The sequence below is a fragment of the Acinetobacter sp. YH12151 genome (genome assembly GCF_013418355.1).
GTDB lineage: Bacteria > Pseudomonadota > Gammaproteobacteria > Pseudomonadales > Moraxellaceae > Acinetobacter > Acinetobacter pseudolwoffii.
The window spans coordinates 33867-54835 of the sequence record NZ_VPCG01000018.1 but is presented as its reverse complement, the minus strand read 5'-3'; the positions used below and the strand labels follow the sequence as shown (position 1 = coordinate 54835).

Annotated in this window: 18 protein-coding genes; 8 read left to right on the top strand and 10 right to left on the bottom strand. The window is 44.0% G+C overall.

What is annotated here, in order from left to right; all coding sequences use genetic code 11:
• Positions 1–10: 10 nt before the first annotated feature.
• Entirely contained in the window at positions 11–655 is a 645-nt protein-coding gene (locus FTU82_RS08640; protein ID WP_005263655.1) for a hemolysin III family protein, read from the bottom strand.
• A 103-nt stretch (positions 656–758) separates the two neighbouring features.
• On the opposite strand from FTU82_RS08640, the gene FTU82_RS08635 reads away from it, so the two are divergent.
• On the top strand, positions 759–1982 hold the full coding sequence (locus tag FTU82_RS08635) for an SAM-dependent methyltransferase (protein ID WP_180101252.1): 1224 nt from the start codon (positions 759–761) through the stop codon (positions 1980–1982).
• Positions 1976–2407, top strand: a complete 432-nt coding sequence (locus FTU82_RS08630) for a GNAT family N-acetyltransferase (RefSeq protein ID WP_005169487.1) — start codon at positions 1976–1978, stop codon at positions 2405–2407. The genes FTU82_RS08635 and FTU82_RS08630 overlap by 7 nt, the downstream gene beginning before the upstream one ends.
• 70 nt (positions 2408–2477) lie before the next feature.
• On the opposite strand, the gene FTU82_RS08625 is transcribed toward FTU82_RS08630, so the two are convergent.
• From FTU82_RS08625 to FTU82_RS08610, 4 genes are all read right to left on the bottom strand, one after another.
• Positions 2478–2819 carry a hypothetical protein gene (locus FTU82_RS08625; protein WP_034608399.1) on the bottom strand — a complete coding sequence of 114 codons (342 nt, stop codon included), beginning with the start codon at positions 2817–2819 and terminating at the stop codon, positions 2478–2480.
• 160 nt (positions 2820–2979) lie between these two features.
• Positions 2980–5115, bottom strand: a complete 2136-nt coding sequence (locus tag FTU82_RS08620; RefSeq protein WP_005169491.1) for a 3-hydroxyacyl-CoA dehydrogenase NAD-binding domain-containing protein — start codon at positions 5113–5115, stop codon at positions 2980–2982.
• 296 nt (positions 5116–5411) lie between these two features.
• Positions 5412–6617 (bottom strand): acetyl-CoA C-acetyltransferase, encoded by a 1206-nt coding sequence (locus tag FTU82_RS08615; RefSeq protein WP_100354774.1) that lies wholly within the window; start codon positions 6615–6617, stop codon positions 5412–5414.
• Between the two features lie 170 nt (positions 6618–6787).
• A complete protein-coding gene (locus tag FTU82_RS08610; protein WP_005098008.1) occupies positions 6788–7798 on the bottom strand; it encodes an AraC family transcriptional regulator in 1011 nt (336 codons plus the stop codon).
• Positions 7799–8011: 213 nt separating this feature from the next.
• On the opposite strand from FTU82_RS08610, the gene FTU82_RS08605 reads away from it, so the two are divergent.
• The 4 genes from FTU82_RS08605 to FTU82_RS08590 all read left to right on the top strand — a co-directional run bounded on the left by FTU82_RS08605 (position 8012) and on the right by FTU82_RS08590 (position 12776).
• Positions 8012–9133: a CaiB/BaiF CoA-transferase family protein gene (locus FTU82_RS08605; RefSeq protein WP_100354973.1), complete on the top strand. Its 1122-nt coding sequence runs from the start codon at positions 8012–8014 to the stop codon at positions 9131–9133.
• Between the two features lie 257 nt (positions 9134–9390).
• Positions 9391–11034: a nitrite/sulfite reductase gene (locus FTU82_RS08600; RefSeq protein ID WP_005098006.1), complete on the top strand. Its 1644-nt coding sequence runs from the start codon at positions 9391–9393 to the stop codon at positions 11032–11034.
• Positions 11027–11512, top strand: a complete 486-nt coding sequence (locus FTU82_RS08595; protein ID WP_005098005.1) for a DUF934 domain-containing protein — start codon at positions 11027–11029, stop codon at positions 11510–11512. The genes FTU82_RS08600 and FTU82_RS08595 overlap by 8 nt, the downstream gene beginning before the upstream one ends.
• 277 nt (positions 11513–11789) lie before the next feature.
• Positions 11790–12776 (top strand): diaminopimelate dehydrogenase, encoded by a 987-nt coding sequence (locus FTU82_RS08590; protein WP_180101251.1) that lies wholly within the window; start codon positions 11790–11792, stop codon positions 12774–12776.
• Between the two features lie 174 nt (positions 12777–12950).
• Here FTU82_RS08590 and FTU82_RS08585 read toward each other — a convergent pair whose 3' ends face one another.
• Positions 12951–14126: a thiolase family protein gene (locus FTU82_RS08585; RefSeq protein ID WP_005098003.1), complete on the bottom strand. Its 1176-nt coding sequence runs from the start codon at positions 14124–14126 to the stop codon at positions 12951–12953.
• Positions 14127–14236: 110 nt separating this feature from the next.
• A complete protein-coding gene (locus FTU82_RS08580) occupies positions 14237–14758 on the bottom strand; it encodes a GspH/FimT family pseudopilin (RefSeq protein WP_180001585.1) in 522 nt (173 codons plus the stop codon).
• A 374-nt stretch (positions 14759–15132) separates the two neighbouring features.
• Between FTU82_RS08580 and omp38 the strand changes: the two genes are divergently transcribed.
• Positions 15133–16185 carry an outer membrane protein Omp38 gene (gene omp38 / locus FTU82_RS08575; RefSeq protein WP_180101250.1) on the top strand — a complete coding sequence of 351 codons (1053 nt, stop codon included), beginning with the start codon at positions 15133–15135 and terminating at the stop codon, positions 16183–16185.
• A gap of 100 nt (positions 16186–16285) precedes the next feature.
• Entirely contained in the window at positions 16286–16819 is a 534-nt protein-coding gene (locus tag FTU82_RS08570; RefSeq protein WP_100329173.1) for a peptidase C39, read from the top strand.
• 52 nt (positions 16820–16871) lie between these two features.
• Here FTU82_RS08570 and FTU82_RS08565 read toward each other — a convergent pair whose 3' ends face one another.
• The 3 genes from FTU82_RS08565 to FTU82_RS08555 all read right to left on the bottom strand — a co-directional run bounded on the left by FTU82_RS08565 (position 16872) and on the right by FTU82_RS08555 (position 20806).
• Positions 16872–18335, bottom strand: a complete 1464-nt coding sequence (locus FTU82_RS08565) for an amino acid permease (protein ID WP_005097999.1) — start codon at positions 18333–18335, stop codon at positions 16872–16874.
• Complete coding sequence (locus tag FTU82_RS08560) at positions 18335–19369, bottom strand: methyltransferase (protein ID WP_180101249.1); 1035 nt, start codon at positions 19367–19369, stop codon at positions 18335–18337. The genes FTU82_RS08565 and FTU82_RS08560 overlap by 1 nt, the downstream gene beginning before the upstream one ends.
• A 66-nt stretch (positions 19370–19435) precedes the next feature.
• Positions 19436–20806 (bottom strand): uracil-xanthine permease family protein, encoded by a 1371-nt coding sequence (locus FTU82_RS08555; RefSeq protein ID WP_005097996.1) that lies wholly within the window; start codon positions 20804–20806, stop codon positions 19436–19438.
• Positions 20807–20969: the final 163 nt, after the last annotated feature.

Sequence of the window (20969 nt, the reverse complement as noted above, 5' to 3'; positions counted from 1 at the left end):
AAGAAGATGATTAAATCACGTAAAGATAGATAGACAGAAAATGTGATCCTGCGCCTATCAATACAAATATGTGCCAGATAGCGTGGGTATATCTTACTCTTTTTAAAGCGTAAAACAATGCACCTACGGTATAAGCCAATCCGCCAATGATCAGAAAGGTCAAAGATTGAGCACTGAGATATTGTTGCATATCATCCATCACCAGTAGCGCCAGCCAGCCCATGGCCAGATAAGCCGCCAAAGAAATTTTCTGGAAACGATGAATGAAAACGAACTTGAACAGTGTACCAATGAGGGCGATCACCCAGAGTGCAATCAATAAATACTGGGCTTTGGCTGTTGGAATGGCAATTGACAGGAAAGGCGTATAGGTTCCGGCGATTAAATAATAAATTGCAGTATGATCAACTTTTTTATAAAAATAACGACGGTCTGCTGAGGTGGCCATGTGATAGAGCATCGACGCAGAGAACAGCAAGATCATGCTCAGCGCATAGACCCAAAGTCCAATCCATTGTCCAGTACTGAGATAAGACCCTTTAATAATCAAAAGAATACCAGCAATTACCGATAGTCCAGCACCCACAGCATGACTGATATAATTAATTCGTTCCTCAGTGTGATCATAATCTGGAACCAGCGGCGCATTCTGCATGATTGTCATTCTTCTTTAAAATATACATTTGTATAGTAATTCAATTTTGCTTTTAGGTTAAGAAGATTTAAACTTGAGGGGCAATTCATTTCAGGTTTTATCTATGTCAACGTTGGCAACTCTCTCAGACCAAGAACAGCAGTTTTTAGATGTATTTCAGCAAGCTGTTGAAAGTGATCAATTTGATCGTCTGATCTTAAGCCAGTATAAAGGTGAACTGCAGGATTTAGAGAAAATGACCTTGCGAGTCATTTCATTAAATGGGCAAAAAGTACTGAGCTGTTTGTATCGCCATAAAACTCAGGATGTCACCAAAAACTATCCTTTAGCGGATGCACTGGCACAGGTGACAGTATTATTAGCATGTTGCAAGCAAGCCAATTTAATGACGCTAGATGAAGAATTACAGCTGAAAAAAAACAAGAAAAAAGCCATGTTGACCCGTACTAAAAACAAAAACTCGACGCTTCAGGTCAAGTCCGCTGAACAGGGTCATGACCGGATTAAACAACGTTATGTTGATCAGGACAGCATCTTTTTACAGCATCTCGGCATTAGCGATCATAACGCGCAGATCATTCCGAGCATGGCGCTTAAATGGAAACAGATTAATAAATTTGTCGAGATTTTTTCGGGTGCATTGGCGCAACTCAAGCCACAAGTCGAAGGTCTGCGTGTGGTGGATTTTGGCTCCGGTAAAGGCTATCTGACCTGTGCTTTATATGACTATATGCAAAAACATGGTGAGACGCCGTGGGTTACAGGGGTGGAACTGAATCCGAAAATGGTCGAGTTCTGCCAAAAGGTCGCGCAACAATCTGGCTTTGATCAGCTCGACTTTTTTCAGGGCGATGTGCGTACTTATGCACCGAAACGCCTGGATGTAATGATCGCTTTGCATGCCTGTGATGTGGCAACGGATTTTGCGATTCACAGCGGTATTCGCCTGAATGCACAGATGATCATGTGTGCGCCATGTTGCCATAAGGAATTGCGCCCACAGTTACAGGCGCCAAAAGTGCTGAGTCCGATGCTGCAATTTGGTATTCATGCCGGTCAACAGGCAGAAATGCTGACCGATACCATTCGTGCGTTATTGCTGAAAGCCTATGGTTATGAAACCAAAGTTTTTGAGTTTGTGGCACTGGAACATACCAGTAAAAATAAAATGATTCTGGCGACGAAACGCAAAGATTACCAACAACCCGATCAGGAGGTCTTGAAACAGATTCAGGACTTGAAAGAAATGTACGCTATCCAAAAACATTCACTGGAATTGTTATTGAATAATCAGTGGGATCAGCAGGGGATTGGTTCTAAATGCTAAAGGATTCAGAGCTTAAAATTGTTTCGGGTGGTTGGGAGGATTTAGCGAAGCATGCCAAAACCATTCGCGAAGCCGTGTTTATTCAAGAACAGAATATCGCTGCTGAAGAAGAATGGGATGAGCAAGATGCCATTTCCATCCATTTTGTGGTCTATGAAAAGGGGCATGCGATAGCCACTGCAAGATTGCTGGCGAATAACAGTGTAGGTCGTGTTGCAGTGTTAAAGCCACATCGTGGCTTGAAGATCGGGCAGCAATTGATGCAGGCGATTATCGATTATGCCAAAGCAGATCATCGAAAAGATTTAAAACTGTCTTCGCAAGTACATGCCATCGGTTTTTATCAGGCATTGGGTTTTAAGGTTCAGGGCGAAGACTATCTGGATTGCGGCATCCCGCATATTAATATGTATTTAAACCTTTAATTTTTTAGTTATTGAGATACAAAAAAGCGAGGCATTGACCTCGCTTTTTTACGCCCTTACTGAATCAAGATCAGTGGCCATGCGCTGAGCTATGCTCGGCACTCTCCATATTGGCATGTTCTTCAGTTGACATATTATGTTCATTCGCTGTTGTATCGGAATGAGCCGTATTGGCAGTCGCACGTGCCTCACGATCTGCTTGAGCCTTCGCAATTGCTTCAGGAGACATGGTCGGTGCATTTTTAAAAGCATGCTGCTGGGTGGTTTGTTTATTTTGCTGGCTTGGCATGTAATCCGGTTCATTCGTCACCGCAAGCCAAAAAATAAACATGAATAATCCACCTAAAATACAGAAGATAATAAGTGCTTTCCAACCCCAAGGGGATTTTTCAGGTGAACTGTGATCAGTCATAGGTCTTACCCACGTGGATATCAAACTTATGTAACTTTATAACATAAATTGATCAAAAAGCAGATCAAAATCTGTCATTAGACGAGTGTATCCAGTGATTCAGCCAGATCCGGAAAATAAAAAGAGCAACTCAGTTCCTCTTTTTATTTAGAGCTCAAAATTATTGAATCGGCTGGCCTTCTGCTGCCCGGTCTTTCAGGAGTTGCGGTGCTTTGAAGCGTTCACCATACTTGTTTTCGAGTACCTTGGCACGGGTCAGCGCCTTGGCCAGACCATACTGATTTAAGAATTGCACCGCGCCACCCGTCCAGGCTGCAAAGCCAATGCCAAAAATGGAACCGACATTGGCATCGACCACAGACTCCAGCACGCCTTCTTCCAGACAGCGCACGGTATCCAGTGCCTGCACAAACAGCAAACGATCTATCATTTCCTGTTCAGAAAGATCAACCTCTTTTTTCCAGTGGTTGAGACCCGTCCAGAGCTGCTTTTTACCATTTTCTGGATAATCATAAAAACCTGCACCGGCAGCCTTACCTTTGCGGTTAAACTCATGAATCATGCTGTGAATGACTTCATCTGCGGATGATTTGGTGATGGTCTGACCTTGTACTTCTAAGGCCTTGTATCTTTCATTGGCCACATGTTCGGATAGGGTCAAGGACACTTCATCCTGAATGGCCAAAGGCCCGACTGGCATACCGGCTTTGAGTGCAGCCATTTCAATCCGTGCCGGATGCACGCCTTCTGCCAGCAGGCGCAAACCTTCTTGAACGAACGTACCAAAGACACGACTGGTAAAGAAGCCACGGCTGTCATTTACCACAATCGGTAATTTGCCAATCTGCTGGACAAAATCAAAGGCTTTGGCCAGTGTTTCTGCTGAAGTATTTTGACCCTTGATAATTTCGACCAGCTGCATTTTATCGACCGGACTAAAGAAATGCAGACCGATAAAGTTTTGATCATTTTTTGAAGCCTGAGCTAAATCTGTAATAGGCAGGGTCGAAGTATTTGATGCCATCACGCCATGACTGGCAAGATACTGTTCTGCTTCTTGTGTGACTTGAGCTTTCAGTGCGGGATTTTCAAACACCGCTTCAATGATCAGGTCACAAGCGGCCAGATCTTGATTGGATGCAGTCGCTTGAATCAGGCTTAAAACCTGATCTCGTTGATCAGCAGATAAACGTCCTTGAGCTACTTTTTTATCCAGCAGTTTCTGGCTATAAGCTTTGCCTTTTTCAGCCGCTTCAATCGAAATGTCTTTTAAAATAACCTGGATGCCTTTGCTGGCAGTCACATAAGCAATGCCTGCGCCCATCATGCCTGCGCCCAGAATGCCAACTTTAGTGGCTTTCCATTTCGCAATCTTTTGGGGACGGCTGGCACCGGATTTGATCGCATTCAATCCATGCCAAAAAGTAGCGATCATATTTTTAGAAATCTGACCCGTGGCCAGATAAGTAAAGTAACGCGATTCAATGGTCAGCGCCGTATCGACATCGACCTGAGCACCTTCTACCGCTGCCGACATGATTGCTTCAGGTGCAGGATAGCAACCTTTGGTTTTATCACGCAGCATCGCCGGGGCAATTGCCAGCATCTGTGCAACTGCTGGCGTTGAAGGGCTACCACCCGGAATTTTGTAGCCTTTTACATCAAAAGGCTGTTGTGACTTCGGATTGGTTTTGATCCAGACAATGGCTTTGTCTAAGAGTTCATCGGTATTGTCTGCAATATCGTGAATCAGCCCTAAAGATCGGGCTTTCTCTATACCCAACTGTTTGCCTTCCATCAACAAGGGAAAGGCATTTTGCAGGCCGAGCAGGCGCACGCTACGGACAATACCACCGCCACCGGGTAGTAAACCCAGTGTGACTTCAGGCAGGCCAAACTTGCTTTTAGGGTCATTCAAGGCAATACGATGATGGGCACACAGAGCAATCTCCCAGCCACCGCCCAGTGCTGTGCCATTTAGTGCAGCCACAACCGGAATGCCGCGGGTTTCGATATAACGCATCTGTGCTTTCATCTCTTCAATCATGTTGAAGAATTCAGTCGCATGTTCAGGTGTAGCTTGAATCAGTTCATCCAGATCACCACCGGCAAAGAAAGTTTTTTTCGCAGACCGGAAAATGATGCCTGTAATATTTTCATCAGCTTTGAGTTTTTCTACGGTTTCAGCCAAAGCGCTACGAAAATCTGCATTCATGGTATTGGCAGACTGGTTTGGAGAATCAAAGGTCAGAGTGACGATATTATCTTCAGTTTTTTGATATTGAATTGCGCTCATAAATTTTTATCCAGATCATAATGGGATGAATTTGGAATTAATATCCTGATTAGATTTTAGAAATTTTCCTTATTCCGGAGCCTTTCCAAATTCATCTAAATTCTTGGTTTAAGCTTCAGTTCGACCTGCCTTACGAAATGTATTTCTCATTTAGCAAAAGTAGGCAAAACCATTGTCATACGCAAAATCTATTAATTTTGTAAAACAATGATCTTGCGCTAAAACCAAAGCAGTGCTTTGGTTTTGCTCAGGTTGCATATGACTAAAACGTGAATCAAACACTTTAAATATTTGAGTTAAACCAATTCAATAATGGTGGCGATGCCCATACCGCCACCGACACACAGTGTGGCTAGTCCACGTTTTTTGCCTTGGCGTTCTAACTCATCCAGTAAAGTTCCCAGAATCATCGCGCCTGTTGCGCCCAATGGATGACCCATAGCGATTGCACCACCATTCACATTCACTTTCGCTGGATCAACATTGAGTTCGCTAATAAATCGCATCACCACCGCAGCAAAAGCTTCATTGACTTCAAACAGGTCAATATCATCAATCGTCAAGCCAGCTTTAGCCAAAGCTTTACGTGCTGCCGGGGCAGGGCCGGTCAGCATAATGGTAGGATCAGCCCCGACCAGCGCCGTGGCCAGTACTTTGGCACGCGGTTTTAAACCTTGTTCTTTGATCGCTTGTTCCGATGCGATGAGAACCACGGCTGCACCATCGACGATTCCGGAAGAATTCCCGGCATGATGCACATGATTCACCGTGCCAACTTCAGGATATTTTTGTAGGGCGATGGCATCAAAGCCCATCTGTCCCATGGTCGCGAAACTAGGATTGAGTTTGCCTAAGCCTTCAGCAGTTGTGGTCGGTTTGATAAATTCGTCTTTGTCCAGAATCACCACACCGGCCTTGTCTTTGACCGGGATAACAGAAGCGTTGAAATAACCATTGGCTTGTGCGGCAGCGGCTTTCTTCTGGGATTGCTCGGCAAACTGGTCTACGTCGGTGCGGCTATAACCGTCAATCGTGGCAATCAAGTCCGCGCCAATACCTTGCGGAATAAAATCACAGGCCATATTGGTTTCAGGATCTAGTGCCCAAGGACCGCCATCGGAACCCATCGCTACGCGGGACATGGATTCGACGCCGCCTGCAACGACCAGATCTTCCCAGCCAGAACGGACTTTTTGTGCAGCCAGATTGACAGCTTCCAGACCGGAAGCACAGAAACGGTTGATTTGTACACCGGCGACATCATTGTCCCAACCCGCTGCGATCGCCGCGGTTTTGGCAATATCGGCGCCTTGATCACCAATCGGTGTGACACAACCCAGCACAATATCATCGACTTTTGATGTATCAAATTGATGACGTGCCTGAAGTTCGTTAAGTAAGCCAGTCAGTAATGAAATGGGTTTGACTTGATGTAAAGATCCATCTTTTTTACCTTTTCCGCGTGGCGTGCGAATGGCGTCGATAATATATGCCTCGCTCATAGCATGTCCCTTTTATTAATTTGCTGAAAATTATTCTAATGACTCGAGTGTAATACTTAAATTTTGAAGTGCAATGACGAGAACGGACCAGATCATTTGACGATTTTTGCCAATAAAAAAAGCCCAGGTCTGGAAGCCTGGGCTGGAGAAGAGGATATCGAGAATTTTAATTAATGATAACCATGCAACTGGCGATATAGACCTGGGGTTACACCGGTCCATTTCTTGAAGGCACGATGGAAGGTACTGGTTTCACTGAAACCGACCTGCTGCGCGACATCTTCGAGGGTTAGATCTGGATTCAATAACAGATGAATCGCGGCATCACGGCGCAAGGCATCTTTCACACCTTGATAGCTTTTACCTTCGGCTGCCAGACGGCGGCGCAAGGTTTGAGGAGATAAATACAGCATTGACGCGACATCATTCAATGTCGGCATTTCTTCGCCAATCTGGCTCTTCAATACATCACGGATTCTTGAGGTCAGCGAGTTGGTATTTTTAAACTTCACTAGGAGCTGAGCAGGCGCAGCTTTTAAGAATTCCTCTAAGGTTTCTTCATTCTGACGGATCGGCAGGTCCAGATAGTCCGCAGCAAAGGTGATTTCGGTACGTGGCATGTCGAACTGCATTACCGGCGCAAAGAACAGGGCATCATATTCATCGGCATGGACTGGACGTGGATAGCTAAAATGCACACGTTCCAGCGGTAAACGACGTTCAATCAGCCAAGATGCCAGACCATGCCAGATCATCAGCATGCTTTCGGTAATAAAATGATCCGGATCCATCGCATTTGGAATGAGGGGCACCAGACGTGCTTCGTGTTTGTCACGTTCCAGGGTCACCGACCAGTCATCACCGAAGAGTTTATAGAACTGCGAGGAAAGTTCCAGTGCATCACCTAAGGTTTTGGCATGAATGATGAGCTGACACATGATGGCAAAAGTGCCTAACCGGCGTTGCTGTTTGTCAAAGCCGACATGCTCGTCCTGGGTCACCATCCATAACATTTTAATAAAGCGGGTATATTGTTCAGGTGAAATACGGGCTTTGGGTTGATGCAGCAGTTCTGCTTCAATTCCGACGTGAGACAATAAAGTATCGACATCCATGCCTAAGCGCTTGACACCAGATAAGGCTGCATTGACGAAATGGATACTGATCGTATCACGACTCATGTTTAATCCTTCAGTCTCTTTAATGTTCACTAATATTTGACCTAAATGACGAAAAATAATAAAGCAATGGCAATTTACAAGAACACCTTTGCCATTTTCTTACATATTAGATTGCCGAAACTATCAAGGTAAATGGCTGAACATGACATTGTTTTTATGCATTTATGTTTCTATGATGCTGAAAAAAGCAATATAAGTAGAGTAAATACTCCAATGTCATATACCTTAAAAGGATTGAAAATTCTAGACTTTTCTACATTATTACCAGGCCCATTCGCGACATTATATCTGGCTGATCTCGGCGCCGAGGTTGTGCATATTGAATCACCGACCCGCCCGGACCTGTTGCGATTAATGCCCCCCTTTGCCAATGGACAGGCCACTTCACAGAGTTATCTGAACCGAAACAAGCAATCGGTAGCACTGGATTTGAAAGATCCGACCAATATCGAACTGGTCAAATCCAAGGTTGCAGATTATGACATTGTGATTGAGCAATTCCGTCCCGGCGTGATGCAAAGGCTTGGGCTGGACTACTCAACCTTAAGCGAAATTAACCCCAAATTAATTTACTGTTCCATCACTGGCTATGGCCAAACCGGTACTTACAAAGCGAAAGCAGGACATGATATTAACTATCTGGCCTTGTCCGGTATTGCTGGACACAGTGGCCGGATCGAAAGTGGGCCACCTGCTTTAGGCATTCAGGTTGCCGATGTAGCCGGTGGTTCTATGCATGCCGTGATTGCAATTCTGGCGGCAGTGATCGAACGCCAGCGCAGCGGTAAAGGTCAATATATTGATATTTCCATGACCGATTGTGTGGTCACCATGAATAATCTGGCCGCATCCGCCAGTCTGGCTGGCAATCAGCATCAACGACCTGAGTCTGGCTATCTGAATGGCGGGACTTTCTATGACTATTATGCAACACAGGATGGACGTTATCTGTCGATTGGCAGTCTGGAACCTCAATTTATGCAGGGATTGGCACAGGCTTTAGAACTGCCGATTATTCTAGAAAAAGGCAATTCTTTTGCTCCAGAAGATCGTGCTGCGGTGAAACAGGCAATTCAAAATAGAATAAAGTCAAAACCATTAGCGGAATGGCAAACACTATTCGCAGCGCTGGATGTCTGTGTCGAGCCGGTGCTAAAACTTGAAGAAGCTTTACATTCTGATTTAGCGCAACAGCGAGAATGGCTAGTACAGGTTCCATTAAAACCCGATAGTCAGCAGACCGAAGCACAACTGGCCTGTCCGATTAAATTTTCACGTTCAAAGATACGTTATGATTTTGTCGGTCAGTTTTTGGGTGAGAGTGAAAAATGGTAATATTTTTAATTATTTAAAAGACAAAAAAGGGTAAAAGATTGAAATATCACTATATGAAGATAACTGCTAACGATTGATGAATTAAAGCGTTATTGCTTTAAAACTACACTAAATGCGCTAAACCGTGATATCAGTGAAACTTTGGCAGGCTTATCAATAAAACAGCTATGAAATATGTATAAAAAGCATTTTATTGATAGGTTTAATCTCGCTATCCTTGCGATCGATATAATAGAAACTACTAGCAGCTGTACGCCATGTATTTATATACTGATTTCGATCAGCAACTGATTAATGAACGTGTTGCACAGTTCCGTGACCAAACGGAACGTTATTTAGCCGGCAAACTCACCGAAGATGAGTATCGTCCGCTTCGTCTGCAAAATGGTCTGTATGTGCAGCGTTATGCGCCGATGTTACGTATTGCAGTGCCTTATGGTTTGATGAACTCAAAGCAACTGCGTAAAGTGGCTGATTTGGCTAAAGAATATGACCGTGGTTACGCGCATATTTCGACCCGTCAAAACATCCAGTTTAACTGGCCGGCACTGGAAAACGTGCCAGATATGCTGGCTGAACTGGCGACCGTGCAAATGCATGCGATTCAGACTTCAGGCAACTGTATCCGTAATACCACGACGGATCAGTATGCCGGTGTAGTGGCTGGTGAAATTGCCGATCCACGTCCGACCTGTGAGTTGATCCGTCAATGGTCAACTTTCCATCCGGAATTTGCTTTCTTGCCACGTAAGTTCAAGATTGCAGTCTCTGCGCTTGAAGAAACCGACCGTGCAGCCACTGCATTTCACGATATCGGTGTATATATTGTGCGTAATGAAGCCGGCGAAATGGGCTATAAAATCAAAGTGGGTGGTGGTCTTGGCCGTACTCCAGTGATTGGCAGCTTTATCCGTGAGTTCCTGCCACGTGAAGACTTGATTGCTTATCTTGAAGCAGTGCTTCGTGTGTATAACTTGCATGGTCGTCGCGACAACAAATATAAAGCCCGTATCAAAATTTTGGTCAAAGCTTTAACGCCAGCGGTATTTGCTGAGAAAGTTGAAGCTGAATTTGCGCATACTGTTAAGACTTTGAAAATCGATGCAGACACCTTGGCAAAAATGGATGAAAACTTCACCCCATTTGATTATCAAGATTATGCAGATGAAGATTTTACTGAATTGTTTGCGCAATATCCAAAATTCAAACAGTGGTTCAATATCAATACCAATGCACATAAAGTGAAAGGTTATCGTATTGTGACGATTTCACTGAAACGTGCCGGCATTGCACCGGGTGATGTCAGCACCGAAGAAATGAACCTGATTGCAGACCTTGCCGATCAGTACACTTTCGGTGAATTACGTACCACGCATGAACAAAATATCTCGCTGGTCGATGTGCCGCAAAAAGATTTGTTCGCTGTATGGCAAACTCTTGAACAAAACAACCTGGCACGTGCCCATATCGGTTTCTTGACCGACATCATCTGCTGCCCGGGCGGTGATTTCTGTTCATTGGCCAATGCAAAATCGATTCCGATTTCTGAAGCGATTTCACGCCGTTTTGATGATCTGGATACCATTTACAACTTGGGTAAACTGGACTTGAACATCTCTGGTTGTATGAATGCCTGTGGTCATCACCATGTCGGTAATATCGGGATTTTGGGTGTTGATAAAAAAGGCGCTGAATTCTACCAGATCACGCTTGGCGGTAATGCAGACCATGATGCCTCAATTGGCGACATTCTTGGGCCGTCATTTGCAGCAGATGTAGTGCCGGATATTGTAGAAGAAATTCTTAATACCTATCTTGATCTACGTCAGGATGCTGAAGAGTTTATCGATACTTATCGCCGTGTTGGCATCCAACCATTCAAGGAGCGTGCATATGCTTAATACCGCACTCGCAGTGCTCTCTAAAGATGGCACAGTGACAGAAAATACTTATCAGCTCATCGGTGAAGAGGGTGTTTTACCACAAGGTGATGTGGTCCTGACGGTAGATCAGTTAGATCAACTTCGCCATGTTTCAGGTAAAAAAGCATTGTACTTAACCGTTGATGCTTCACCTGAAAGCAATGAATTTCCGCTAGCTCAATTAGATGCAATCTTTATTGAATTCGCCGGTTTTAATGATGGCCGTGGCTATTCATTTGCAGCACTTTTACGCCGTCAAGGTTTTCAAGGCGAACTTCGTGCCACTGGTGATGTATTCAAAGATGTGTTGAACTACATGAAGCGTTCTGGTTTCGATACTTTCGTGATTAAAGAAGGTAAAGACATTCAGGAGGCGGCTGCCGGTTTAAATGATTTTAAAAATCCGTACCAGGCATCGACCGCGGTGAATCAGGCAAATTATCAAACAGGTGCCTAACCTGAGGGTTAAAAAGCTTGTCTGTAAATAAGTCTATTTTTCTTATAAACAAAAAGCCTGCAATGCAGGCTTTTTGTTTGCTTTAGACGATAGATATGATTGTTTCTATACTATCCTGAATGCTTTAAATTGCTGTAGCATAAGTATCTTTATGCTGAGAGTAACGTAAGCAGAGCGCTAATTTTCGAGCATGCAAAATCAATCAAGAGGGCGATTTTAATCGGATCGTCATCTGATTTATTTTTTAAATTTTTTCATGATGAAGTGACTTGTCTTTATGCAAAATTCTATCCGTATTGGTATTGCTGGTTATGGCAACTTGGGTCGTGGCGTTGAAACCGCCATTCAAAAGAATCCAGATTTACAACTTGTGGGTATTTTTACCCGTCGTGCGCCTGAAACGGTATCTCCTTGCTTCGCAGCAACCCAAGTGTTCCATATGGACTCACTGACAGATTTCCAAGATAAAATTGATGTGCTGATTTTATGTGGCGGTTCAAAAGACGACTTACCGCAACAAGGTCCGATCTTGGCCAGCCAGTTTAATATTGTCGATAGTTTTGACACCCACGCACGTATTCCTGAATATTATGCAGCGGTCGATGCACCTGCAACAGCCAGCAAGAAAACTGCGATGATCTCTATTGGTTGGGATCCAGGCATGTTCTCGATCAATCGCTTATTTGGTGAAGCTTTACTGCCAGACGGTGAAACCTATACTTTCTGGGGCAAAGGCTTAAGCCAGGGTCATTCAGATGCCATTCGTCGTGTAGAAGGTGTGAAAGCAGGGGTGCAATATACCATTCCTTCAACAGAAGCAATTGAGAAAGTACGTAGTGGTATTCGTCCAGTATTAACGACCAAAGAAAAACATACCCGTGAGTGTTATGTGGTGCTTGCAGAGGGTGCAGATGCAGAAGCAGTGAAGCAAGCGATTGTGACCATGCCGGATTATTTTGCCGACTATGACACGACTGTGAATTTCATTGATGAAGCAACTTTAGCACAAGATCACCAGCGTATGCCGCATGGTGGTTTTGTGATTCGTAGTGGAAACACCAGTGATGCACATAAACAAGTGCTTGAGTTTTCATTAAAACTAGAAAGTAATCCAGAATTTACAGCCAGCATTTTAGTTGCTTATGCACGTGCAACTTATCGTTTAAATCAAATGCAGCAGTATGGTGCAAAAACAGCATTTGATGTGGCACCGGGCTTGTTGTCAATGAAATCACCTGAGCAACTTCGTAAAGAAATTCTTTAAGTCTTATCATTTAAAGTACAGCTTTGAATATTTGACGATAAAAAGCCTCCAATTGGAGGCTTTTTGATTTCTAAAATTCCCCCTCCTTTATTAAAGGATGAGGAACGATGTTCCGCAAGAGGGGAGGATTTCTAAAATCCCTCTAAATCTCTCTTTTAAAAGGGAGACTTTTAATTAAAGCAACTCAATCGCCACAGCAGTCGCTTCACCGCCACCGATACAAAGTGCAGCAATACCACGTTTACCACCGGTACGTTTCAGCGCATGAATCAAAGTCAGGATAATACGTGAACCGGTTGAACCGACAGGATGACCGAGGGCACAGGCACCGCCGTTAATGTTGACTTTTTCAGGATCAAGCTTGAACTCATCCATTGGACACATGGTCACCATGGCAAAGGCTTCATTGATTTCCCAGAGGTCGACATCTTGAGCATTCCAACCTGCTTTATCGAGAACCTTTTGAATTGCACCCACTGGCGCTATGGTAAATTCAGAAGGATGCTGTGAATTTGAAGCATAGGCAACAATTTTGGCCAAAGGATTTAAACCTTTTGCTGCGGCATGATCCGCTGAGCTAATCACCAGAGCTGATGCACCATCAGAAATTGAGCTGGCATTGGCAGCGGTAATGGTGCCGTCTTTGGCAAAGGCTGGACGCAGGGTTGGAATTTTATCAATATTGGCATTGAAGGGTTGTTCATCTTTATCAACAACCACATCACCTTTACGTGTTTTTACCGTAACTGCTACGATTTCATCAGAAAAATAGCCTTCATTCACAGCAGTTTGTGCACGTTTCAATGAGCGAATGGCGAAATCATCCATCTGTTCGCGAGTATAGCCTTTGGTATTTGCCATATCTTGGGCAAATGAACCCATCAAACGACCTGTCTCAGCATCTTCAAGACCATCTAGGAACATATGATCTTTAATTTCGCCATGTCCCATGCGGAAGCCGCCGCGCGCTTTCGGCAATACATAAGGCGCGTTGGTCATTGATTCCATCCCCCCTGCAACCACAATATTTGCAGAACCGGCTTTAATCATATCGGCTGCTTGCATCACCGCTTTCATGCCAGAACCACAGAGTTTGTTAATGGTCACAGCACCCGTTGAATCCAGAAGGCCGGCTTGACGCATCGCTTGACGGGCAGGGCCTTGTTTCAAACCCGCAGGAAGGACACAACCCATAATGACTTCTTCAATATCTGCTGCTTGTAAGCCTGCGCGAGCAATCGCTTCTTTAATTGAAGCCGCACCCAGTTCAGGTGCAGTTACACTGGCAAGGCTACCCTGAAAGCCACCCATGGCTGTGCGTGCACCATTGACAATTACGATATCAGTCATTGTTATATCTCCGTATGAGTTTTAATCAATTTTTCAAACATAAGCAGTATATTGAAAAAAACTCAGGATTGAAGCGCTAATCGCAGTCAATCATAAACTGCATAGTTCTGTTAGCAAGAAGGGAGACTTTCTACCCGGATATGTCCCATTTTACTCAGTACAATACGCTGCTGGCTGGAAAGTTGAGCAGAACAATAATAGAAACTACCATTCGAACCAATCGGAAGGGCGGTATGTGCCTGATAAGTGACACTTGGTGAACTTAATGCGCCTCGCCAACTCAGGTTGCCATATTTAAGATTTAGAGCATCAATGTGTAAAATTTGTTCGCCCGCATCGACTTGCCGATTTTTATTTTTATCAATAAAGACCAACATACTCTTATTCCATTGGTTAGATTGACAAGTCAGGGAATCCTGGCTTGGACAGATGACAATATTCTGATGAAACACTGTTGCCTGGCTGCGTGCATAGCGGTTAATCGCAGATAATTTGATTGGAATATTTTTGGCTTCCTGTTTGGAACGATACTCATGGAAGTAAGGTAAAGCAATACTGGCTAAAATTGCAATCACTGCAATACAGATAATTAACTCAACAATAGTGAACGCTCTTGTTATTTTTTTATACATAGAGTTACCTGATTTATATATTATTTTTATAAGAAACATGTTATTAATTATGCGTTTTTTATGCTTTGTTGAGCATGTAATTTGGTTGTTACTCAAATCTCAAGAAAGCGATTAAAAATAATTGGCAATCACAATAGGTCATTCAGAATAAAAAATTGAGTAAAAAATTACTGAATTACAACGGAAATTGTAAGTAATTTTGTCAATAATTTACTTGATTAAATTAATCAAGCACTTGGAAAAATAATAAAGTGTTTGTATGATGCCATGTGAATAGCTTAAGAATAAAACTGGGGTAATAAAAAGCCTATCTCAGGATGGCCTATTACGGGCTTGAGCTTGAACAACAATTGTTATCTCTGGAGGATAAATCCATGAAAATGAGTCGTATTGCTTTAGCTATGCTTGTAGCTGCACCTTTTGCTGCTGCAAATGCAGGCGTAACTGTTACTCCGTTGATGTTAGGTTATACATTCCAAGACACTCAGCACAACAATGGCGGTAATGATGGTGAGCTTACAAGCGGCCCTGAATTACAAGATGATTTATTTGTAGGTGCAGCTATTGGTGTAGAACTTACTCCTTGGTTAGGTTTTGAAGCTGAATACAGCCAAGTTAAAGGTGATGTTGACAGTGCTGAGCCTGGTGCAGAATATAAAGGCCAAAACATCGCAGGTAACTTCTACGCAACTTCTGATGTATTTACTGGCAACTATGACAGCAAAGTGAAGCCATACATGCTTCTAGGTGCTGGTCACTACAAATACGAATTTGAAGGTGTAAATCGCGGTACTCGTGGTAATGAAGAAGAAGGTACTCTAGGTAATGCGGGTATCGGTGCATTCTGGCACATCAATGATGCATTGGCACTACGTACTGAAGCTCGTGGTACTTACCACTTTGACGAAAAATTCTGGAACTATACAGCACTTGCTGGTCTTAACGTAGTTCTAGGTGGCCGTCTGAAGCCAGCTGCTCCAGTAGTAGAAGTTGCTCCAGTTGAGCCTGTAACTCCGGTTGCTCCAGCTCCACAAGAGTTGACTGAAGACCTGAACATGGAACTTCGTGTGTTCTTTGATACCAGCAAATCAAACATCAAAGATCAATACAAACCTGAAATCGCGAAAGTTGCTGAGAAGCTAGTTGAATATCCAAACGCTACTGCTCGCATCGAAGGTCACACTGATAACACTGGTCCACGTGCACTAAACGAACGTTTGTCTCTGGCTCGTGCTAACTCTGTTAAATCTTCACTTGTGAATGAATACAACGTAGATGCATCTCGCTTGTCTACTCAAGGTTTCGCTTGGGATCAACCGATTGCTGACAACAACACTAAAGAAGGTCGTGCTATGAACCGTCGTGTATTCGCGACAATCACTGGTAGCCGTACTGTACTAGTTGAAGGTCAACAACAAGCTCAATAATTAATTATTGAATTGTTAAAAAAGCGGCTCCTATGAGCCGCTTTTTTTATATCTGAATTTTGACTACACTGAGTCATTAAAGATGTAATTGAGTGATAACATGGGTGTTGAAATTCCTGAAGATTTACAAAATCTGGAAGCCAATAGCGGAATTTTCTCGATCTGGATGATTTTCCATCATTATGGAATTGACCTGCATATTCCGGACTTGGTTCAGCTCTGTCGTCACAATCCGGAAATGGGAACTTCAACTATTGCCCTTACAGTGGCTTTGCAGACGCTGGGACTGGATGTTGCTTTTTTTAGCGAATATGATGCAGATAAACAGCCAGTCGAGCTTGATTTTTATCAACAAGCACAGACACTTAAAATACCTGTTGAAGAGCGTGTGATCTCTTGTGCAGAAATCCAGCAGCAGGTGGAAGCAGGCCGTTTCGTGATTGTTTTCTACGATACCTTAGAAGGGGTCGGTAATCATTCATTGATCTATGCAATAGATGAACATGAGATCAGTTTCTTTGACAGTTTTGATGCGATGCCGGCAGATGTATTCGAGCAGCAGCGTCAGGCAGAGGGGATCTGTCAGCAAGTGATTGTGATTGATGACCGTAATTTTGTCATGCGGCATAACTAATCTAAGAAATTAAAAAATCAGCCCGTAGGCTGATTTTTTAATTTCTGATGGTTTATTCCTGATCAAGTTTCATAGGTTGTACATCCATCTCTTGATAAGACACCAGTTTGGATTTTTTCTTCCATTTGTATCCGAACCAGATTGCCAAGAACAATGGAATACTGATATAGGTCGAGAGAACCCCCATCCATTGACCTGCCAGAACATCCTGATAGTTTTGACCAAGGACGACAATCGCACAGAGAATAAAAGCAAACCAAGGAGCAAAGGGGAAGAACTTGGCGCGATAAGCCAGATCTTCCAGTTTGTAGCCTTGAGCCAAGTAACCTTTGCGGAAGCGATAGTGTGAAATCGCAATCCCGAGCCAGACAATAAAGCCGCACATGCCCGACATATTGAGTAGCCAGTTAAAGACTTCCTGTTCACCGAAGAAGGTGGTCAGGAAACACAGTGCTGCGATTGCAGTGGTGGCATATAGGGCATTCATCGGTACACCACGTGGATCCAGACGGCCAAACAGTTTTGGCGCACTACCTTTACGTGCCATATCAAATAGCATGCGTGTAGATGAATACATGCCTGAGTTACCCGCAGACAGAATGGCTGTCAAAATCACCGCATTCATAATGCTCGCAGCAAAGGCAAAGCCGGCCTTTTCATAGAGCAGGGTAAAAGGAGAAAGCGCAATATTGTCGGTCGCAGCCGCCTGTAATAAGCGTGGGTCATTGTAGGCAATCAATGTGCCGATAATGAAAATACACACGATATAAAACAACAGGATACGCCAGAAAATCTGCTTGATTGCCACCGGAATGGTTTTCTTTGGATCTTTCGATTCGCCCGCAGCCACCCCGACCATTTCGGTTCCCTGAAAGGAGAATCCTGCAATCATCGCCACGCCAATTAAGGCTTGGAAACCACCGACAAAAGGTGCGTCACCAATACTCCAGTTGGCAAATGCTTCTGCGCCTGGGGTCAGCATAATCTTCACGATCATCCAGATACCGATAATGATAAAGGCAATAATCGCGACAACTTTCACCAGAGAGAAGAAGAATTCAGATTCACCAAAGCCTTTAACTGTCAGGGCATTAATCCCAAAAATAATGGCCAGGAAAATTGCACTCCAATAAACACCAGGAATATCGGGAAACCAGAATTTCATGATGAACTGAACGGCAACCAGCTCAAAAGCTACGGTAATGGCCCAGTTGTACCAGTAGTTCCAGCCCAAAGCGAAACCAAAACCGCCCTCGACATATTTAGTGCCATAAGTGAAAAATGCACCCGAGGTAGGATTATGCGTAGCGAGTTCGCCCAAACTGGTCATCAAGAAATAAATCATGACACCAATCAGTGCATAAGCAAGTAGTGCTCCGCCTGGCCCGGCATTGGCAATGGTCGCACCCGAGGCCAGGAATAGACCTGTACCGATGGATCCGCCAATGGCGATCATATTCAGATGACGAGCACCCAGCTTACGCTGCAGCTGCATCGTATTTTGCGTTTCGCTCATCACGATTCCTTAACATTTTTTTGTGTGCTAGCGAACAGCACTTTAAAGCCTTGTTGATCCGCTTTCACTGTGCAGCGACCAAAGTTTTGTTCAATCAGGGTCGGGTAGTTTAAGAAACGGTTGGCCACGATCCAAAGCTCGCCACCTGATTTTAAATGACGACGCGAAGTTTTACACAAGGTTTCGCTGGCCGTGTAATCGGTCTCGATTCCCATATGAAAAGGCGGATTACTGACAATGGCATGCAAGAACAAGGGTGCATCAGCAATGCCAGTGACCGCTTTAATTTCGATCTGTTCAGGGCTAAGCTGGTTTTCATCAAAGGTCATTTGGGTGGAGGCCAGCGCAAAGGCATCAACATCCATGGCAAAAATCCGGTTTTTCGGATTCAACTTTGCCAGATACGCACTAATCACACCTGCGCCACAACCAAAGTCAGCGATTTTACCCGAGGTAACTTGTGACAAATAAGGTAATAAGGTGGCAGTCCCAATATCTAAACGGTTTTGACTAAACACGCCCGGCAGGGCACAAATATTCAGGTCACCATTCGGGGACGAGATGCTATAACGCTGTGCCCAGTCTGCAAGTGATTTTTTCTCGACCGTGTGGTCTAGAACCAGTTGCCAAAGCTGGCAATGACGTGCACTATCCAGTTTGAGGGTTTTACCATAAGGCTGCAACTGTTTGGCTGCACGTTCTATCCCGCCTTTCTTTTCACCGACCAGAAAAATACTGCTGCCCGGTTTAAGTTGTGCTGCCACATTATGCAGTAAATAATTGAGCAGTTCTTTAGACTTGGGTACAAAAATAACCGCCTGATCAAACTCAGCTTCAGGCATCTCTGCGCCAAAGTGGACATCTGCTTGTTGCGACTGGAAATAGTGAAAATCATTAAAATTCCATGTCCAGACAGCGGGATTGATAGAGGCATCGAATTCAGCGAGTAGATCATCTGTCGGTGCATTAATGAGTAAGATGCGACCCGACAAAAAATCATATTGTCTTAATAAAACTTCGCTTTTAGGATCCATAGGTATCTCTCCAATATAAAGAACACTGCCTAAGTCTGACCTAGACAGTGTTCTTTGGACATGAAATTACTTCTTTGTTTCAGGAAGTACAACATTCAGAATAAGGGCAGCAATACCGCCAGTAGCAACGCCTGAGCTAAAGATATTACGGAATAACTCAGGAAGATGCTCAAGAATTTGTGGAACTTGTGCAACACCTAAACCCAGTGCCAGTGAAATCGCAATAATCAGCAGGGCACGGCGGTCCAGATGTACGCCAGACAGAATATTAATGCCAGAAGCTGCTACTGCACCAAACATCACCATCACTGCACCACCCAGTACCGCTTGCGGAACCGCCTGGATAATCCCGGCAACCGCAGGCAGCAAACCCAGAATGATCAGTAAAGCAGCAATCCAGATGCCGACATAACGGCTCGCTACACCCGTCAACTGAATCACACCGTTATTTTGTGCAAATACCGAACTTGGGAAGGTGTTAAAAATACCGGCAAGGAATGAATTGGCACCGTTAACCAATACACCGCCTTTAATGCGTTGCATCCATTTTGGCCCATCGACCGGCTGGTTAGAAAGCTTCGAGGTCGCCGTGATATCGCCAATCGCTTCTAAAGAGGTCACCAGATAAATGAATGCCATCGGAATAAACAGGCTCCAGGAGAAGCTTAAACCGAAATGCATTGGAGTTGGAATCTGTACCAGTGGGGCATCTTTTAAGCCGGAAAAATCCAGATGGCCCATAAAGCCGGCCAGAATATAACCACAAACCAGGGCGATCAAAATGGCAGAACTTTTTACCCAGGTAATCCGGATACGGTTCAGGATAATGATCAGCGCCAAGACTGTGCAGGACATGATTAGGTTGTCTGCATTGGCAAAAGTTTTATCGCTCATGGCCTGATAACCACCGCCCATACTGATTAGACCTTCTTTAATTAAGGTTAAACCAATCAGAAGGACGACAATCCCGGTCACCAAAGGGGTAATCAGTTTTTTTATCCAAGGCAGAATCTGGGACACGCCCATTTCAATAAATGCACCTGCAATCACCACACCAAAAATTGCTGCCATGACTGACTCAACTGGCGTACCGGCAGCAACCATGGCTGAACCAATACCAATAATTGGGCCGATAAAGTTAAAGCTGGTTCCCTGAACAATCAACAGACCGGCACCAAAAGGTCCGACTTTTTTAGACTGTAAAAAAGTCGCGATACCTGAGATCACCAGAGACATGGATAAAATCATGTTGGTGTCTTCTTTGGATACCCCAAGTGCCAGACAAATTAGCAAGCCAGGGGTCACGATCGGGACAATAATTGCCAATAAATGTTGGAATGCAGCTAAAAAAGCAATAAATGGTTTTGGACGATCATCCAGACCATATACCAGGTCGAGTTGATCTTTAGGAGGAGGAGATTGATTAAAATCAGACATGTGTCAATGCAAATTAAGGCAGGGTGGCGCTATTCTAATCGAGTTACACGCCTTTACAAAATCAAAAAAAGCCCATCTCCTTAAAAAAAGTTGAGGAGTGTGGTAACAGTGACTATAAAAGTTTTGTATTTTTCTGTATAATTTGCCCTCAAATTACATACGC

What these genes read in the sequence shown, in the direction of transcription:
- FTU82_RS08640 (WP_005263655.1), bottom strand. Translation starts at nt 655, where the DNA reads ATGCAGAATGCGCCGCTGGTTCCAGATTATGATCACACTGAGGAACGA.
- FTU82_RS08635 (WP_180101252.1), top strand. Translation starts at nt 759, where the DNA reads ATGTCAACGTTGGCAACTCTCTCAGACCAAGAACAGCAGTTTTTAGAT.
- FTU82_RS08630 (WP_005169487.1), top strand. Translation starts at nt 1,976, where the DNA reads ATGCTAAAGGATTCAGAGCTTAAAATTGTTTCGGGTGGTTGGGAGGAT.
- FTU82_RS08625 (WP_034608399.1), bottom strand. Translation starts at nt 2,819, where the DNA reads ATGACTGATCACAGTTCACCTGAAAAATCCCCTTGGGGTTGGAAAGCA.
- FTU82_RS08620 (WP_005169491.1), bottom strand. Translation starts at nt 5,115, where the DNA reads ATGAGCGCAATTCAATATCAAAAAACTGAAGATAATATCGTCACTCTG.
- FTU82_RS08615 (WP_100354774.1), bottom strand. Translation starts at nt 6,617, where the DNA reads ATGAGCGAGGCATATATTATCGACGCCATTCGCACGCCACGCGGAAAA.
- FTU82_RS08610 (WP_005098008.1), bottom strand. Translation starts at nt 7,798, where the DNA reads ATGAGTCGTGATACGATCAGTATCCATTTCGTCAATGCAGCCTTATCT.
- FTU82_RS08605 (WP_100354973.1), top strand. Translation starts at nt 8,012, where the DNA reads ATGTCATATACCTTAAAAGGATTGAAAATTCTAGACTTTTCTACATTA.
- FTU82_RS08600 (WP_005098006.1), top strand. Translation starts at nt 9,391, where the DNA reads ATGTATTTATATACTGATTTCGATCAGCAACTGATTAATGAACGTGTT.
- FTU82_RS08595 (WP_005098005.1), top strand. Translation starts at nt 11,027, where the DNA reads ATGCTTAATACCGCACTCGCAGTGCTCTCTAAAGATGGCACAGTGACA.
- FTU82_RS08590 (WP_180101251.1), top strand. Translation starts at nt 11,790, where the DNA reads ATGCAAAATTCTATCCGTATTGGTATTGCTGGTTATGGCAACTTGGGT.
- FTU82_RS08585 (WP_005098003.1), bottom strand. Translation starts at nt 14,126, where the DNA reads ATGACTGATATCGTAATTGTCAATGGTGCACGCACAGCCATGGGTGGC.
- FTU82_RS08580 (WP_180001585.1), bottom strand. Translation starts at nt 14,758, where the DNA reads ATGTATAAAAAAATAACAAGAGCGTTCACTATTGTTGAGTTAATTATC.
- omp38 (WP_180101250.1), top strand. Translation starts at nt 15,133, where the DNA reads ATGAAAATGAGTCGTATTGCTTTAGCTATGCTTGTAGCTGCACCTTTT.
- FTU82_RS08570 (WP_100329173.1), top strand. Translation starts at nt 16,286, where the DNA reads ATGGGTGTTGAAATTCCTGAAGATTTACAAAATCTGGAAGCCAATAGC.
- FTU82_RS08565 (WP_005097999.1), bottom strand. Translation starts at nt 18,335, where the DNA reads ATGAGCGAAACGCAAAATACGATGCAGCTGCAGCGTAAGCTGGGTGCT.
- FTU82_RS08560 (WP_180101249.1), bottom strand. Translation starts at nt 19,369, where the DNA reads ATGGATCCTAAAAGCGAAGTTTTATTAAGACAATATGATTTTTTGTCG.
- FTU82_RS08555 (WP_005097996.1), bottom strand. Translation starts at nt 20,806, where the DNA reads ATGTCTGATTTTAATCAATCTCCTCCTCCTAAAGATCAACTCGACCTG.